This window comes from Myxococcus xanthus (assembly GCF_013116825.1).
Taxonomy (GTDB): domain Bacteria; phylum Myxococcota; class Myxococcia; order Myxococcales; family Myxococcaceae; genus Myxococcus; species Myxococcus xanthus_B.
In genome coordinates, this window is sequence record NZ_JABFNS010000095.1 from 20,949 (window position 1) to 36,848 (window position 15,900).

Annotated in this window: 15 protein-coding genes; 6 read left to right on the forward strand and 9 right to left on the reverse strand. The window is 69.9% G+C overall.

The window, feature by feature from the left end:
* A complete protein-coding gene (locus HNV26_RS25040) occupies positions 1–870 on the forward strand; it encodes a hypothetical protein (RefSeq protein ID WP_171452886.1) in 870 nt (289 codons plus the stop codon).
* 21 nt (positions 871–891) lie between these two features.
* On the opposite strand, the gene HNV26_RS25045 is transcribed toward HNV26_RS25040, so the two are convergent.
* Complete coding sequence (locus HNV26_RS25045; protein WP_171445072.1) at positions 892–2,148, reverse strand: Hsp70 family protein; 1,257 nt, start codon at positions 2,146–2,148, stop codon at positions 892–894.
* Between the two features lie 200 nt (positions 2,149–2,348).
* On the opposite strand from HNV26_RS25045, the gene HNV26_RS25050 reads away from it, so the two are divergent.
* Positions 2,349–3,041, forward strand: a complete 693-nt coding sequence (locus tag HNV26_RS25050) for a DUF2490 domain-containing protein (RefSeq protein ID WP_171445071.1) — start codon at positions 2,349–2,351, stop codon at positions 3,039–3,041.
* Between the two features lie 137 nt (positions 3,042–3,178).
* Here the strand turns inward: HNV26_RS25050 and HNV26_RS25055 are convergent, their stop codons facing one another.
* From HNV26_RS25055 to dps, 6 genes are all read right to left on the reverse strand, one after another.
* Positions 3,179–4,075: a CHAD domain-containing protein gene (locus HNV26_RS25055; protein WP_171445070.1), complete on the reverse strand. Its 897-nt coding sequence runs from the start codon at positions 4,073–4,075 to the stop codon at positions 3,179–3,181.
* Entirely contained in the window at positions 4,076–4,606 is a 531-nt protein-coding gene (locus tag HNV26_RS25060) for an inorganic diphosphatase (RefSeq protein WP_171445069.1), read from the reverse strand.
* An 88-nt stretch (positions 4,607–4,694) separates the two neighbouring features.
* Positions 4,695–6,161 carry a protein adenylyltransferase SelO gene (locus tag HNV26_RS25065; protein WP_171445068.1) on the reverse strand — a complete coding sequence of 489 codons (1,467 nt, stop codon included), beginning with the start codon at positions 6,159–6,161 and terminating at the stop codon, positions 4,695–4,697.
* Between the two features lie 67 nt (positions 6,162–6,228).
* Positions 6,229–6,855 carry a glutathione S-transferase N-terminal domain-containing protein gene (locus tag HNV26_RS25070; RefSeq protein ID WP_171445067.1) on the reverse strand — a complete coding sequence of 209 codons (627 nt, stop codon included), beginning with the start codon at positions 6,853–6,855 and terminating at the stop codon, positions 6,229–6,231.
* Positions 6,852–7,694 carry an SDR family oxidoreductase gene (locus HNV26_RS25075; RefSeq protein WP_171445066.1) on the reverse strand — a complete coding sequence of 281 codons (843 nt, stop codon included), beginning with the start codon at positions 7,692–7,694 and terminating at the stop codon, positions 6,852–6,854. The genes HNV26_RS25070 and HNV26_RS25075 overlap by 4 nt, the downstream gene beginning before the upstream one ends.
* 123 nt (positions 7,695–7,817) lie before the next feature.
* Positions 7,818–8,369, reverse strand: a complete 552-nt coding sequence (gene dps, locus HNV26_RS25080; protein WP_171445065.1) for a DNA starvation/stationary phase protection protein Dps — start codon at positions 8,367–8,369, stop codon at positions 7,818–7,820.
* Positions 8,370–8,487: 118 nt separating this feature from the next.
* On the opposite strand from dps, the gene HNV26_RS25085 reads away from it, so the two are divergent.
* Positions 8,488–8,979: a DUF4442 domain-containing protein gene (locus tag HNV26_RS25085; RefSeq protein WP_216612694.1), complete on the forward strand. Its 492-nt coding sequence runs from the start codon at positions 8,488–8,490 to the stop codon at positions 8,977–8,979.
* A gap of 198 nt (positions 8,980–9,177) precedes the next feature.
* Positions 9,178–10,263 carry a ferrichrome ABC transporter substrate-binding protein gene (locus HNV26_RS25090; protein ID WP_216612695.1) on the forward strand — a complete coding sequence of 362 codons (1,086 nt, stop codon included), beginning with the start codon at positions 9,178–9,180 and terminating at the stop codon, positions 10,261–10,263.
* Positions 10,264–10,293: 30 nt separating this feature from the next.
* On the opposite strand, the gene HNV26_RS25095 is transcribed toward HNV26_RS25090, so the two are convergent.
* A complete protein-coding gene (locus HNV26_RS25095) occupies positions 10,294–11,448 on the reverse strand; it encodes an esterase/lipase family protein (protein ID WP_171445062.1) in 1,155 nt (384 codons plus the stop codon).
* 134 nt (positions 11,449–11,582) lie between these two features.
* Between HNV26_RS25095 and HNV26_RS25100 the strand changes: the two genes are divergently transcribed.
* Together HNV26_RS25100 and HNV26_RS25105 are read left to right on the forward strand one after the other, a co-directional pair.
* Complete coding sequence (locus tag HNV26_RS25100) at positions 11,583–13,661, forward strand: S46 family peptidase (protein WP_171445061.1); 2,079 nt, start codon at positions 11,583–11,585, stop codon at positions 13,659–13,661.
* 129 nt (positions 13,662–13,790) lie between these two features.
* A complete protein-coding gene (locus HNV26_RS25105) occupies positions 13,791–15,557 on the forward strand; it encodes a serine/threonine-protein kinase (protein ID WP_171445060.1) in 1,767 nt (588 codons plus the stop codon).
* Positions 15,558–15,565: 8 nt separating this feature from the next.
* On the opposite strand, the gene HNV26_RS25110 is transcribed toward HNV26_RS25105, so the two are convergent.
* On the reverse strand, positions 15,566–15,775 hold the full coding sequence (locus tag HNV26_RS25110; protein ID WP_171445059.1) for a hypothetical protein: 210 nt from the start codon (positions 15,773–15,775) through the stop codon (positions 15,566–15,568).
* Positions 15,776–15,900 lie beyond the last annotated feature (125 nt).

Here is a 15,900-nt window from a genome sequence, read left to right on the forward strand (position 1 = left end):
ATGCGTTCCATCCTCTCCGCGCTCGTGGCGCTGCTGCTCGCCGGCTGCGGGCCCGACTTCGAGCTTCAAAGCGAAATCCGGCGCGTGCGCGTGCTGGCCATCCAGGCGGAGCCCGCCGAGCTGGTGGTGGACCCGGACGCCTCCACGCTGCCCGGGCCCATGACGTTCAACGCGCTGGCGGTGACGCCGGACGCGCGCCCCGTCACCGTCCGCTACGCGCTGTGCCGCTTCACCGGCAATCCCTATGACGGGCGGTGCCCGGGGGACGACAGCGTGCCGTTGCCGGACGGCGAGCTGTCGCTTTCGGACCCGAACGTGCAGGCGGTGTTGCTGGAGGCGCTGGCCACTGGCAATCCGGGGGGCGGTGGAGCGCTGGACCCCGAGGACCCGGCGCTGCGCGAGGCGCTGGCCCGGGGCATCCCGCTCTTCATCGGTTACGAGGCTACGGACGGCAGCGGCACACCGGAAGGCACGGAGCGCGGCGTGCGCCGGGTGACGTTGCGGGCCACCACCACGCCCAACCAGAACCCGGTGGTGTCGGACGTCCTGTGGGACGGCGCGCCGCTCACCGGCCCGCTGCCCGTGTCGCGCGAGGTGACCTTCACGCCGGTGCTGGCCGAGGGCAGCGTCGAAATCGAAGAGGCGGACGAAGGCCCGCGCCCCGAGCAGGTCTTCTTCAGCTGGTTCGCCACGGGCGACGGCGAGGTGAAGGAGTTCCGCTCCCAGGAGCCCGTGGAAGGCCGGCCGGGTGACCCGACGTCGGCGTACGATACCCCCGCCACGCCCCAGCGCGTCACCTTCTGGGTGGTGGCGCGGGATGGGCGGGGCGGGGTGGGGTGGCTCAGCCGCACCGTGGACGTGGGCCCGTAGGGCCCGCCCCGGGCGTCCGGCTCAGACGGACAGGTGCGCCGCCGCGCGCCCGAGCCCTTCGGCCACGGAGGTGAAGGCATCCGCGGTGCGCACGCGCCCCTCGCCGAAGCGGCGCATGTAGAGCTGGCGCACCGCGGGAATCTGTGACGAGCCGCCGGTGAGGAACACCGCGTCGATGTCCTTCGCCTCCGCGTGCTTCTCCAGCAGGCCCGCGGTGCACGCGTCCAATTCGTCCAGCAGCGGCTGGCTGAAGGTGTCGAACTCCTCGCGGGTGATGGGCTCGTGGAGGGTGATGCGGGCCTCCTCGAAGTCCACCGTGGCCGTGTCTTCCTGGGACAGGCGCACCTTGGCCGCTTCAATGGCGCGGAACAGGCGGTAGCCCAGGTTGTCCATGACGAGGTCGTACAGGGCCTGGATTTCGGCCTTGCGGTCGCTCGTGTTGAGCATGGTCTCCAGCAGCTCCTGGGTCGACTTCTCCCGGATGAAGGACATCTCGTGCCAGGTGAGCAGCTTGGCCATGATGTGCTGGGGAATGGGCAGCCGCTTGTCGCTGAAACCGCGCACCTGGTAGGTGGAGCCGGCGCCGAAGCGGGGCAGCAGCTTGTGGCGCATGATTTCCGCGTCGAAGCGGTCACCACCGATGCGCACGCCCGTGGAGCCCACCACGTCCTGGCGGCGGTCCGGGTTGTCGCGGCGGCTGGGGCCCAGGCGCATCAGCGTGAGGTCGGTGGTGCCGGCGCCGAAGTCCGCCACCAGCACGAGCTCGTCGCGCGTGAGCTGCGCCTCATAGGCGAGCGCCGCGGCGATGGGCTCGATGAGGAACTGGACGTGCTGGAAGCCCGCGAGCTCCGCGGCGCGCAGCAGGCGCTGCTGGGCCAGGGCATCCGCCTCCGGGTCCGGCGTGAAGACGGCGGGCCGGCCGAGCACGACGGCTTCGGGCGCGCCCCCCATGGAGCTCGCGGCGGCGTCCCGCACGCGGCGCAGCAGCACGGCCACCAGCTCCTCGATGGTGTAGGTGCGCCCCTTCACCTGGGTGGCGCGGAAGGAGCTGGAGTGGAGGAAGGACTTCACGGACTGGATGAAGCGTCCGGTGTTGTCCTCCAGGTAACGCTGGATGGCGTCGGCGCCGGCGTAGATGTCCTGCTCGTCGTCCGGGAAGAAGAGGACGGAGCGGAAGAGACGGGCCTCCGAGGTATGGGGTTGCAGGGACAGCACCGTGCCGTCAGGCAGGGCCGCGGCGGTGTTGCTGGTTCCGAAATCGAGTCCGCACGCACGCATGGGGGGCGCCCCTTACCGTTAAACCCCATCCATGGGTAGCGCTTCGTGCACCCACCCGCGGGACGAGGGCGGCCAGGAGGGCAGTCTGGTCCGGGCCTCCTACCGGGGGGCGTGAATCGGCCGCGGTATCGTCGAGCAGACCGCACTCAGGCTTTGCCCAGTTGAGCGGGTGCGCGTGTCGTGCTCTAGGCATGCGCATCATGCGCACGGAGAACTGGCTCCCCCTCATCGGTCTGTTGCTCGTCATCCCCTTTCACAGCGGGGAAGCCCGGCCCGTTCGCGCGGAAGCGCAGCTCTGGTACACGGTGTCGGCGCAGGGGGGCATCGGGGAACACTTCCTCTATTACCTGGAAGCCCAGCCGCGCTTCGGCAAGGACGACGCCCGCGCCATCCTCCGCTCGGCGGGAGGCGTACGGCTGGCCCAGGACATGTCGCTGTGGCTGGGACAGGGCTGGATTCCATTGTGGCTCTGGGAGGGCGACCCGGCCTTGCGTCAGGGCGAAAGCCGGCTCTTCCAGCAGTTCCTCTACACGCCGAAGTTCGGCCAGGTCCGGGGCACGCTCCGCGCCCGCTTGGAGCAGCGCTTCCTGCCCGGCACGACGGAGGTCTCCCACCGGGCCCGCGTCATGCTGCGCGGTGCGCACCCGGTGGCCGCGGAGGGGCGCCTGTCGTTGATTGTCTGGGATGAGGTCTTCTACCACCTCAACTCGGTGGCGAATGGTCCCAGCGCCGGCTTCGACATGAACCGCGTGTTCGTTGGTGCGGGATGGAAGTACGGGGACCACTCCTCCGTGGAGGTGGGCTACCTCAACGTCTTCACGCGCAGGCCCCATGCGGAGACCGAGCAGCTCATCCATACGCTCTCCGTCGCCATGCCCTTCAATTTCATGTGACGGAATGCGCTGACACCCGAGGCCGAGCTTGGCCGCTACCTGTGTGGCGACGGCAGCTGTAGCGGCAACGAGACGCTGTCGAGCTGCCTGGATGTGTTTCGATGCGTCGGGAAAACCCGACACCCGCTCCGTGGCCATCAGGTCAACATGCGGCGTAAGCGCCTGGGAATCTCTTCGGTGCGCCACCGCTGGACCTCGCGGGCAATCTCCGCCGCGCGTTTCGTTCGCTCCTCCCGGACCAGGGGGAGCAGGGCCCGCGCGGACTTGCGCTCGCGCGGCGCCGACTCCGCGGCCAGCCGCTCGAACAGCTCCAGGCGCACGTCGGCGTCGTGCAGCTCGCCCAGGCCGTCCTGGAGCGGCACGAGCACCTCCAGCAGCGCGTCCAGGGTGCGGCGGAAGGCCGGCTGGAAGATCTCCAGCTCGTAGCGCAGCCGCTTCAGCTCCTTGCGCAGCTCGTGGGCGGACGCCGCGTCGGCCGCGTCCTCGTACGTGTCGATTCGCTTCTGCACGCGCTTGAGGCGCTGGCGCAGCGCGTCCCGGACGCGGCGGCCGGCGAAGCGGTGCCCGTCATCGAGCCCGTCCAGCTTGCGCAAGAGCCGCGGCACTGTCCTGTCCACCCAGCGCTCCAGCTCCGCGTGCAGGCGCGTCTCGTGCGTCTCCAGCTCGGACAGCCGCTTCTTGCGCAGGGTCTGGATGCCGGCGCGCACCTGGGGCTTCTTGCTCGCCTTCCGGGCCACGCGCTCCAGCCACGCGGACTGGACGTGCACGTCCCGAACGCCCCCCAGCGCGTCCTGGATGCGCTTCACGTCGCGCTCCAGCTTCTTCATGCCGCCCAGGGAGCGGAACACTTTGAGGGCGGCGCGAAGCCGCCGGGTGGCCACGCGCATGTCATGGACGGACTCGTCATCCACGGCGTCCTGGAAGCCGGCCTCCGGTTTGCGAACGTCCGCGAGCCGGCCCGCGAGGATGCGGCGCGCGGCGTCTCCCAGGCGGCTGTCGGGCCCGAGTCCTCGGATGGGCGTGGGTTGGGCCATCTATTCCTCCGTGCGTGCGTGTTGGCGGAGCAGCCGCTCGACACCCTCCGGCCCCTCCCAGCCCAGGATGCGCGCGTCCTTGTCCTCGAAGCGCACGGCGGCGAGGAAGAAGTGCTCCAACTCCTCTCGTTCGCGCTGTGGCAGTTGCTGATAGTCCGTCAGGTGTCCGGCGCGAGACGGGGTGTTGGGAACGGCGAGGATGCGGTCATTGCGCTCGCGTCCGCCGTCGCCGGTGTTCTGCTCCACCTGGAGCACGCCGAGCGCACGGCAGGGCAGCACCACGCCGGGAAAGCTCGCGTCGTCCCAGTACACCATCGCATCCAGCGGGTCTCCATCCGGCCCCTGGGTGGAGGGGATGAAGCCCCAGTCGAAGGGATAGCGCAGGCCCCTGGGAAGCGGCCGTGAGAGGCTGAAGGCCTTGAGCGCCGTGTCGTACTTGAGCTTCAGCGTGGAGCCTCGGGGAGACTCGACGATGACGTGAAAGGCGCCTTGTTTCCCTCGCAGGGGCAACCGGGTGAGGTCCGTCACCATAGACAGCAAAGGTTGCGCCTGCCGCGTGTTCCGGCAACCGTGGCCAGGCGGAATCTTCGCTTCTTCAACCTTGGCCCGTGGCGCGGCCTCAGGAGCTGCAGCTCACCGCCAGGTGCCGTCCCCAGGTGGGAGGCGCCGCCGCGTAGGGCTCCGCGTCGGGGTGCTCGGCGAACGGGTCCGACAGCACGCCGAGCAGCCGGTCCACGAGCGAGAAGTCCCCGGCCTCCGCGCGGGAGATGGCCTCCTGCGCCACCCAGTTGCGCAGCACGTACTTGGGGTTCGCCCGCGTCATGCGCGCGTGGCGCTCTGCGTCCACGCTGCCCTCGGCGGCCAGCCGCGCCCGGTAGCGCCCGGCCCAGGCATCGAAGCCCTCGGGAGCGGGGAACATGTCACGCACCGGACGTGTGTCCGCGCCATCCGCCGAGGCGAGGTCGCCCAGCGCGCGGAAGAAGCGGGTGTAGTCCACGTGGGCTTCGGCCATGCGGGCGAACAGGTCGCCCACCAGCTCGCGGTCCTCGTCGCGCGTCTCCCGCAGGCCCAGCTTCGCGCGCATCCGGTCCATGAAGTGCGCGTTGTAGGTGGGCTGGTAGGTGGCCAGCGCGGCGCGGGCCTCATCCTCCGAGATAAGGGTGAGCAGCGCTTCGCCCAGACACGCGAGGTTCCACAGGCCGATGCGCGGCTGCTGGTCGAAGGCGTAGCGGCCCCGGTCGTCGGAGTGATTACAGATGAAGCCCGGCTCGAAGTCGTCCAGGAAGCCGAAGGGCCCGTAGTCCAGCGTGAGGCCCAGGATGGACATGTTGTCCGTGTTCATCACCCCGTGCGCGAAGCCCACCGCCTGCCACTGCGCAATTAGCCGCGCCGTGCGCTCCACCACCTCCGTGTAGAAGCGCGCGTAGCGGCCTTCCTGGCCCGCGAGGTGGGGGAAGTGCTCGGTGATGACGTGGTCGGCCAGCGTGGCCACGTGCCCGGTCTGCTCGGCGTAGTGGAAGAACTCGAAGGTGCCGAAGCGCACGTGCGAGGGCGCCATGCGCACCAGCATGGCGCCCGTCTCCACCGCCTCGCGGTACACCGGGGCCTGGCTGCCGAGGATGCCCAGGCCCCGCGTGGTGGGGATGCCCAGGCCGTGCATGGCCTCGCCGCACAGGTATTCGCGGATGGTGGAGCGCAGCACCGCGCGTCCGTCACCCCCGCGCGAGAAGGGCGTGGGCCCGCCGCCCTTGAGGTGCAAGTCCCACTTCGCCCCGGCGGCGTCGCGGACCTCGCCCAGCAGCAGGGCGCGGCCGTCGCCCAGCCGGGGCACGTACACGCCGAACTGGTGCCCCGCGTACACCATGGCGAAGGGCTCCATCCCCGGCAGGGGCTTTGCGCCTCCCATCGCCGCGACGAACTCCGGCCGCTGCGCCTCCTCGGGCGTCAGGTCCAGGAGCTTCAAGGCGGCGGGGTTGACGCTCACCAGCTTCGCGTCTGGGAAGGGGCTGGGGTGGACGCGCGCGCCGAACCCAGCGGGCAGGCGGGCATAGGTGTTGTCGAAGCGGAGCTGTTCGAGCGTGGCCATGACCAGGGAGAACACATGGAAGCGCGGCGGCCATCCAGCCACCGCGCTTCCGGGAAGCAGCGTGGGACTACTTGAGCTGGGGGACCTTCATGCCGCGCTCCACGGCGGGCCGGCTGCCCACGCGGTGGAGCCACTGCACGACGTTGCTGCTCCCCCGGAACAGCTCGGGGAAGTACGCGCGGGTGCCGGCCACCCAGGGATACAGCGCGATGTCCGCGATGGAGTAGCGGCCCGCGACGTAATCCCCGGAGCCCAGCTTCCCGTCGAGCACGCCGACGAGCCGCCGGGACTCGGCGTGATAGCGCTCGATGCCGTAGGGGACCTTCTTGGGGGCGAAGCGGGCGAAGTGGTTGAGCTGGCCGAACATGGGGCCCACGCCGCCCATCTGGAACATCAGCCACTCCATCACTTCCGCCCGGCCGCGCGGGTTGGAGGGCAGCAAATGGCCCGTCTTCTCCGCCAGGTAGATGAGGATGGCGCCGGACTCGAAGACCTTGAGCGGACGGTGGTCCTGCGTCGCGTGGTCGACGATGGCCGGAATCTTGTTGTTGGGGTTGATGTCCAGGAACTCGGGCTTGAACTGCTCGCCCTTGGTGATGTCCACCACGTGCGTCTTGTACTGGAGGCCCAGCTCCTCCAGGGCGATGGATACCTTCTGCCCGTTGGGCGTCGCGAACGTGTAGAGGTCGATCATCCCTTGACTCCCGTGAGCTGCTCGCTCACCTGCCAGAGCCGCTCCGCGAGCGCGTCGTTCCGCGCGGCGGAGGACGGCTTCTTCGGACGGCATTTGTAGAAGTACTGCCCGGACACTGACTCCACTTCGGGCGAGGACGCCAGATACACGGACGTCCGCGCTCCCTTCTCCGCCGAAATCATGAACGCCGCGCCCAACTTGACGAGGTGGCGGAAGAAGCCCTGGGTGTTGTGACCGAAGCCCGTGCGCACCACGCCGGGGTGCAGGGCGTTGGTCGTCACCTGCGTCCCCTCCAGCCGCTTCGCCAGCGCGCGGGTGAACAGGATGTTGGCCAGCTTCGACGTGCCGTACACGCGGAAGCCGATGAAGCCGCGCTCGCTCTGCAGGTCATCGAAGTCGAGCTTGCCCGCGGCGTGGGCATCGGACGAGACATTGATGATGCGGGCCGGGCCGGTGGCCTTCATCACGTCCAGCAGCAGGTTCGTCAGGAGGAAGGGCGCGAAGTGGTTGGTGGCCATGGTGGCCTCCAGCCCGTCCTCCGTCACCTGCCGCCGGTCGATGATGAGCCCCGCGTTGTTGAGCAGCACGTCCAGGCGCGGGTAGCGGGAGCGGAAGGTCTGCGCCAGCTCCCGCACGGACTTCAGGGAGGCGAGGTCGGCGCGGAGCCAGTCCACCTGGGCGCTGGGGGCGGCCTCCTTCACGGCGGCCACGGCCGCCTCGGTGCGGCCCGCGTCCCGGCCCACCAGCACCACCGTGGCGCCCATGCGCGCGAGCGCCTTGGCGGCCTCCAGGCCGATGCCGCCGGTGGCCCCGGTGATGAGGCACACCTTCCCATCCATGCGCGTCTGTGAAGTCAAAAAGGCGTCCTCCGTCGCGAAAGGACGCCTTCTATATGCTGGAGTCCGCCCGCGCGCTTGCTCTTGAGCAGGCGCGCGGGGGCCTTCCGGTGGTCAACGCTCCGTTCAGGCGTTGGACGGGGGGCTGGAGGCGTCCTGGGGCCGGACGTCGCCCCCGCGGCGCGCCCCCGCGCGGGGCTCGCCGTGCAGGTGGCTCTCCAGGAACCACAGGTCCAGCTCGACCTCGCCCAGCGTCTGGGTGAGCAGGTCGGAGGTGACGGGGTCGTTCAGCTCGTCGGAGCGGTGGATGCCGGTGCGGATGCTGGCCCCGTAGCGGGCGAAGCGGTCCACCAGGGCCTTGAGGTGGTCGTCACCGTCCACGGCCTTCAGGTCGTATTCGGGCAGCTCGCTGTTCTTGGCCGCCAGCCGGATGGTGCCCTCGGCGTAGCCGCCCAGCGTGCCCGCGCGCTCGGCGAACGCGTCGGCCTGCTTGCGGACGTGCTTGGCCAGTTCGTCGAACAGCTCATGGCGGCTGTAGAAGTGCCGGCCGCGGATGTTCCAGTGCGCTTGCTTGATTTGCCAATGAAGGTCGATGGCGTCGGCCAGCAGGGTGTTGAGGGAATCGATGAGCTCCTCACGTGCGTCGGTGGGGAGGTTCACATGGCTTGGGAAGTTCATGGTGCGCGGCTCCTCCAGAAGGTCATTCCAAGGTGGGGATTCCTGCCGGGAATGCCAGCCCGTGTGTGGCGCCTGGGGGGCAGGCGGCCGGGCTCACGGTCGGTATGATGGGCGGACCATGCTTGCTCTCGACCTCGTGGAACGGCTGCGCCAGGTATCTCCCAGCGCGGCGAATGCGCTGCTGACGGTGGCGGTGAAGAACATCATCCCGCTGTCCTCGGTGATGGGCGTCCGGGTGGAGGACGCATCGGATGCCAGGGCCCAGGTGTCCGTGCCGCTGAAGCGGCGCACGCGCAACCACGTGGGCAGCGTGTACCTGGGCGTGCAGGTGACGGTGATGGAGTTGACCATGGGCGTGTGGCTCTTCCGCCGCTTTCCGCCGGGCCGTTACCTGGCGCTCGTGAACGAGTTGCAGGTGTCCTTCCACGCGAAGGCCAAGGGCGGCGTTCGCGCCATCTGCGAGCCGTCTCCCGAGGTGTTCAATACCCTGGACGCGGCGCTCCGGCAGAAGGGGGACAAGGCCCGCGAGTGGATTCCCGTTCGGCTGGAGGACTTCGAGGGCACGCACATCGCGGATGCCCGCTTCCTGGCGGTGCTGAAGAAGGCGTGAGGTGGCGCAGGGTTGCCCTCTTGTGCTGGGGCCAGGCGGCGGCACTGAAGTTCGGGACCGCCCGCGTCGAGGGGAGGTGAAGGCGAGTAGCTGGCAGGCAGGAGTCAGCTCCGGGCACTCGTCAAAAGGGGCTGCTTCACTGTGGTGACCCGTCGAGGCAAGCTGTCCGCCGTGTCGCGGCGCGCTCAACTGTTTTTCATGCTCCTGGTGTCGGGGCTCCTGCACGTCGCGCTCTTCGTGGCGCTGTCAGGCAGTGAGCCCAACGACCGCCAGCGCCGCGTGGCACCACGTGCCGTCGAGATGGAGGTTGTCTACCAGGACGTGACGCCTCCCCCTGAGCCGTCAACGCCGGAGCCCCGCCAGCCGCCTCCTGACGAAGCGCCCTCGCGGCTGCCTCCGAAGAAGGAGGACCCGCCTCGTCACGCGGAGCGGGCGCGCCCGACCGCGACGGAGGCCCCCGACATGTCCGAGCCGCCGGAGGCACCTCCGTCCGGCGCCGCTCCAGCGGGCCCCGGCGAGCCACCGCCAACCCTGGCGCAAGACGTCCCTCGCGACGTCCCTGAGCCCCAGCAACGTCCCAACCTGGAGCCCCAGGGCCTGCTGGGAGGCGGCGTGCTTCGCGGCGGCCCCCCTTCGACGGGACGGACGCTCCGCCCTGGCGAAGGCCCCGACCCGAAGGCGCTGGCGGCCCGGCAGGCCGAGGAGGCCCGGGTGCGCGTGGACGGCTGGGCCCAGGACGCCGCCGCCACGGCGCGCGCGTCGAGCGGCGCCACGCATCCCTACTTCGCGAAGTTGCGGGAAGGCTTCGCGAAGCAGTTGGTGAACCCGCCACCTCCAGACCTGAAGGTGTTGGGCTCACGAATGAAGCGCGAGCAGGTGGATGCCATTGCGCGCTTCGGAAAGACAGGCACTCCCATCGTCGCCGAGCCCCGGGACCACCGGCTGGAGCAGCGCAATCGCATGCAAGCGGCTGTCGAGGCCGGACGCGCGGCCAACATGTACATGGTGGATGTCACCACGCCGGTGCTCGCGCTCGCGGCCATCGTCGAGGTCTGGCAGGCGCGTGACGGGAAGCTGCTCGACCTCAAGGTGATTGAAGGCTCCGGCGACCCGAATTTCGACACCTGGGCCGTGTCCCAGCTCCGGGATGCGCTCGCCAGCGCGGAGGCGCCGAAGCCCGGAGGTGGCCTGGGCGTCCGTGATGACGGCATGCGCAGCCGATGGCGGCTGGAGGAATACCTTGGGAATCCGCGCGTGCAGATTCACCTGATTGGTGTCTACTGACCCCGCCGGATGTGGAGGTCTTCGCGGTCGTCACGACCCCGTGAAGACAGGGCGCTCGTCCTCCAGCAGGAAGTCGACGATGCTCTTCCACGTCGACTCGAACTGGGGCCTGCGGAAGCCGGAGCCGGAGATGAGCCAATCCACGTGCGGCGGTTGGTGCGCGGGCTGGTCGAAGTGGCCAATCGCATCCAGGTGGTCCGCGCGCACCGCGGCCAGCACCCGGCCATACACCTGCGAGCGCGTGGGGACGATGCCGTCACACGCCGTGGGCCCGGGCATCGCGCCATAGGCCTGCACCAGCGCCGCCGTCTGCGCGGGCGTGTGCAGCGGCAGCGCCGTGAGCGGCATCCGCTGCGTCTGCCCGTACGTCAGCGCGTAGATGGTGTGCGTGAGCTGCGCGTAGGGGTCCAGCCCCGCCGCCATGCGCGTGCGCAGCGATGGCGGCCGAGCCTGCGTCACCACCGAGCCGTACCGAACGCCGGGCCGGTCCAAGGTGCTGGCGTTGAACAGGTCGATGCCTTCGGGCGTGAGCTGCGGAATCAGCGAGGTGTCGTTGCCCACGTCGCTGAGGAACTTCGACACCGCGTCACGGCGCTCCGAGGAGAAGTCCCCCAGGAGCTGGTCATAGAGCTGGTCCAGCAGCGTGGGCTTCCACCCGAGCTGGTCATCCGCCCGCGCCAGCAGGTGTCCGAAGCGGAACACCACGCGCAGCGGCAGCCTGCCGAAGCGCAGCACGTAGACGGTGAAGAGCGACAGCAGCTTGAGGATGCGCTGCCCGAACAGGCCCATGAAGAACGTGGCCAGCGGCGTGCCCGCGTGCGGCGTGGACACGGACGTCACGGTGCGCACGCGCCTGGCGAAGGGCTCCAGGTCCACGCCCTCCGCCACCTGCGCGCCGGGGCTGACGAACAGGCGCGAGTCCAACCCGCCCGTCGAGTGGCCGATGAGGTGGATGGGGCCGTCGTCTCCAGAGGCCGTCTCCTGCACGGCCTTGAGCAGGTCCGCGGTGCGCGTGCGGATGGAGGCCGTGGGGTGGGAGAGGACGATGATGACCTCTGCCTCCACCTGCCTGCGGGCCAGCTCGTCCTTCAGATAGTCCAGGGCGTGGCCGAAGTAGATGAGCTCGCCCAGGTTGATGAAGCCGAAGAAACCGGGGACGAGGTAGACGCGATGCTTGCCTGGCATTGCCCGCACCATATCTGACGCGGCGCATGATACCCGTGGGGAATGCACCCTCCGCTCGGGGGTTGACGCGCGCCGGCCATCACGTTCAGAACCGGCAACCCCCACTCCCAGTCATGACAGAAGGACGCCCGCACGTGGATCGCAGACTGCTCGCACTCGGCCTGCTCCTGTCCCTCCCCGCCTCGGCGGACGAGGGAATGTGGACCTACGACGCCTTTCCCTCCGACACGGTGAACAAGGCCTACGGCTTCACGCCCACGCAGGCGTGGCTGGACCACGTCCGGCTCGGCTCGGTGCGACTGGCCGGCGGCTGCTCCGCCAGCTTCGTGTCGCCAGAGGGCCTGGTGATGACCAATCACCACTGCATCCGCGGCTGCATCGAGGACCTGTCCTCGCCGAAGAAGGACCTGCTGGCCAAGGGCTTCTACGCGTCGAGCGCCGCGCAGGAGCTGCGCTGCCCGAAGGTGGAGGCCAACCAGTTGGTGGAGATGACGGACGTCACCGAGCGGATGAACGCGGCGACGAAGGGCCTCACCGGCGCGGCCTTCAACACCGCGTTGAAGAAGGAGACGGCCGCGGTGGAGGCCGCCTGCGCCACGTCCGGAGACGTGCGCTGTGACGTGGTGACGCTCTTCAACGGCGGCAAGTATCACCTGTACAAGTACCGTCGCTTCCAGGACGTGCGGCTCGTCTTCGCGCCCGAGTTCTCCATGGCCGCCTTTGGCGGTGACCCGGACAACTTCAACTTCCCGCGCTTCGGCTTCGACGCGGCCTTCCTGCGCGTGTGGCAGGACAATGCGCCCGCGAAGAGCCCGCACTTCCTGCCGTGGGCGAAGCAGGGCGCGAAGGAGGGGGACCTCGTCTTCGTCTCCGGCCACCCGGGTGGCACCGAGCGCAAGGCGACCGTCGCCGAGCTGGAGTTCCAGCGCGACGTCAACCTGCCGTACACGTTGCTCCAGCTCGCCGAGCTGCGCGGCATGCTGCGCGAGTACGCCGGGGGTTCGGCGGAGCGCTACCGCACCACGCGCTCCATGCTCCGCGGCGTGGAGAACGGGCTGAAGGCGCTGCGCGGGCGGCACCAGTCGCTGGCGGACCCGGCGCTGCTGGCCGGCAAGCGTCAGGACGAGGCGGCGCTGCGCCAGAAGGTGGACGCCAACGCGCAGGTGAAGGCCGCCACCCACGGCGCGTGGGATGAAATCACCCAGGCGCTGGACGCGTACCGCCGCATGCTGCCCGACTACCGCATGAAGGAGGCCGGGGACGCCTATCCCTCCGAGCTCTTCCGCATGGCCCGGCACCTGGTGCGCGTGGCCGAGGAGAAGGAGCGGCCCAACGCGGAGCGGCTGCGCGAGTACACCCAGTCCCAGCTCCCCACGCTGGAGCAGCAGCTGCTGCGCGACGCGCCGGTGACGCCCGAGCTGGACCAGGCGCTGCTGACCTTCGGCCTCACCCGCGTGCGCGAGACGCTGGGCGCGGATGACCCCTTCGTCCAGTTGGTGCTCGGACGCGAGGCGCCCGCTGACCTGGCGCGCACCCTGGTGCGGGGCACGAAGCTGCGGGACGTGAAGGTGCACGCCGCGCTGCTCAAGGGCGGCAAGGCGGCGGTGGAGGCCTCCAAGGACCCGATGATTCTCTTCGCGCGCAAGGTGGACGCGGAGGCCCGCGCGGCGCGCAAGCGCTACGAGGATACCGTGGAGGCGGTGCTCAAGCGCAATGGCGAGCGCATCGCCAAGGCGCACCTCGCGGTGTACGGCACCTCCGGCTATCCGGACGCCACCTTCACCCTCCGCCTCAACCCCGGGCAGGTGAAGGGTTGGGATGAGAATGGCCGCCCCGTGGCCGCGCTCACCACCTTTGGCGGCGCGTATGAGCGGCACACCGGCAAGGACCCGTACAAGCTCCCGGACACCTGGCTGAAGGCGCGCGGCAAGGTGCCGCCCCAGACGCCGTTCGACGTGGCCACCACCAACGACATCATCGGCGGCAACTCCGGCTCGCCCCTGGTGGACCGCGACGGGCGCGTGGTGGGGCTCATCTTCGATGGGAACCTGCACTCGCTGGGCGGCCGCTATGCCTACGTCCCTGAGACGAACCGCGCGGTCGCCGTGCACGGAGAGGGCATCCTGGCGGGGCTGGAGCACGTCTATGGGGCCCGGCGCGTGGTAGACGAGCTGCGCACGGCCAGCGACGCCGCCGTCGTGCCCGCGAAGTAGTCGCGGTTCTCAAGACCTGAGAGGTCTTGTGGATTGGATTTGGGCTTTCTGAACGCCTTGGCCGCAGTGGCCAAGGCATGTCAGAGGGAGCAGGATAGAATCCGGTTCAAAGCTGAAAACCGGTTACTCATGGCTCCCTCCCAACCCAATGACATTCCCCTCGGCACGGTGCTGAGGGAGACCTATGAGATTGCAGGCGTCCTCGGCCGAGGCGGCATGGGGACCGTCTTCCTGGCCAACCACCTGCGGCTGCGCGGACGGCAGGTGGCCATCAAGGTGCTGCGCCACGACGCGGGCATGGGGGCCGAGGCCTTCGTGCGCTTCCGGCGCGAGGCGGAGATTGCCTCGAAGCTGGGGCACCCCAACATCGTCGAGGTGCTCGACTTCGACAGCCTCGAGGATGGCTCGCCCTACATGGTGATGGAGTGCCTGCGCGGCATGCCGCTGTCGCGCCGGCTGCGCAAGGGCCCGATGACGCTGGAGGAGGTGTTCTCCTGCGCGCGGCAGATGGGCTCGGCGCTCCAGGCCGCGCACCGCGCGGGCATCGTCCACCGCGACCTCAAGCCGGGCAACGTGTTCCTCGTGCCCACCGAGGTGGGCGGCGTGATGATGGAGCACGTGAAGTTGCTCGACTTCGGCATCTCGAAGGTCATCGACTCGCAGAGCGTGCACACGCAGGGCGGCATCCTCCTGGGCACGCCGCAGTACATGGCGCCCGAGCAGGCCACAGGGAAGAACGGCGAGGTGGACCCGCGCACGGACATCTTCGCGTTTGGGTGCCTCGTCTACGAGATGCTGGCGCGCCGGCTTCCGTTCCGGGACAACGGCAACCTTCCGGAGCTCATCTACCGCATCGTCTATGATCCGCCGGAGCCCCTGGAGGCGCTGGTGCCGGACCTGCCGGACCACGTCATCGCGGCGGTGGAGAAGTCGTTGGAGAAGCGCCCGGAGGACCGCTTCCCGGACGTGGCCAGCTTCATCTTCGCGCTGACGGGGCGCGCGCTCCAGACGATGGGCGAGGTGCCGATGCTCACGCCGCTGAGCACGCCGCGGCTCGCGGTGGGGCTGGCTCCGGAGTCGAAGCCGGAGACGGTGCCCGGCAGGCGCTCGGGACGCGGGACGGAGGACGAAGACGTCGACGTGAATCCTCCGGACGCGAACCCGCCCTTCCGGGAGTCGGAGACGGTCAGCCTGGCCGCGCCGGCGCCCGCGGCGGCCCCGTCCCACGACGCCGCGACCATCGCCGAGGCGATGCCCTTGCCGGAGATGGAGGCGCCCCCGCCTCGGCCCGTCGTGGCGCCCGCGGACGTCGTGCCCGCGCCCATCGCCCGTTCGCCCGTGGGGAGGCCGCCCTCCGCGGCGCCTCCAGGGCCGAGCGCCCGGAAGCCGACGCCTCGGGACGGGGCTGTGGCTGGGGCCCAGGTGCCAGGCGGAGGCGTGTCGGCGTCTCGGGGGCCCGAGCGGACGCATGGGGAACCCCCTCCAGAGAAACCCCTCGCGCCTGCTCCGTTGCCGCGCGGCGCTGACGCTCCACCCGTACGTCCGCCAGCAGGGGGCGCGCAGGCCGGTGCCGCGGCACCGAAGGTGGTCCCCGCGCCCATCGCGCGGGCGCCCGTGGCAGGGGGCCCCTCCGCGCCGGTCGCTGCCCGGAATGTCCCGCCCTCGCCAGGCGCGGGCGCGGTGGGGTCGACGGTGTTGCTGCGCTCGAAGGCGGGCGTGGCCCAGTCCGCCTCGCCAGGCGTGCTCGCCGCTCAGCCGAAGCGGAAGCTGACTCCGCTCACGGTGGTGATGATGGTGGCGCTCGTCGCCGCCGTGGCCTTCGCCGTGTGGCCACGGCCGGATCCACGCGTGGAGGCGTCCGGAAGGCACGCCGCGCCCGCTGCTGGCGCGGAGTAGCGTCCTCCTTACGTGGAGGCATCAGGCGCGATGACCGAGAGTGCCTCGCGCTCGAGGCCGTGCTCGGGCTGAATCCAGAACGTGCCTCGCCCCTCGGGCGACCAGCCGAGCCTCCTGGCCAGCAGGATGGCCTCGCGGGCGTCGCGTGACAGGACCGTGGGGCCGTGCCCTGTCAGGACGCGGACCGAACCCGACCTGTTGAGTTCGAGGCCCGACACGCCCGGACAGGACGCAACAGGGTGTTGGTGCGGCGCGTCAGAGAATACGTATCCTGATGCGGACTGACACGTTGGTTCACGTCATGTCCAACACCGTGCGTAGGGGGCGCAGTGGGGGCAAGGGG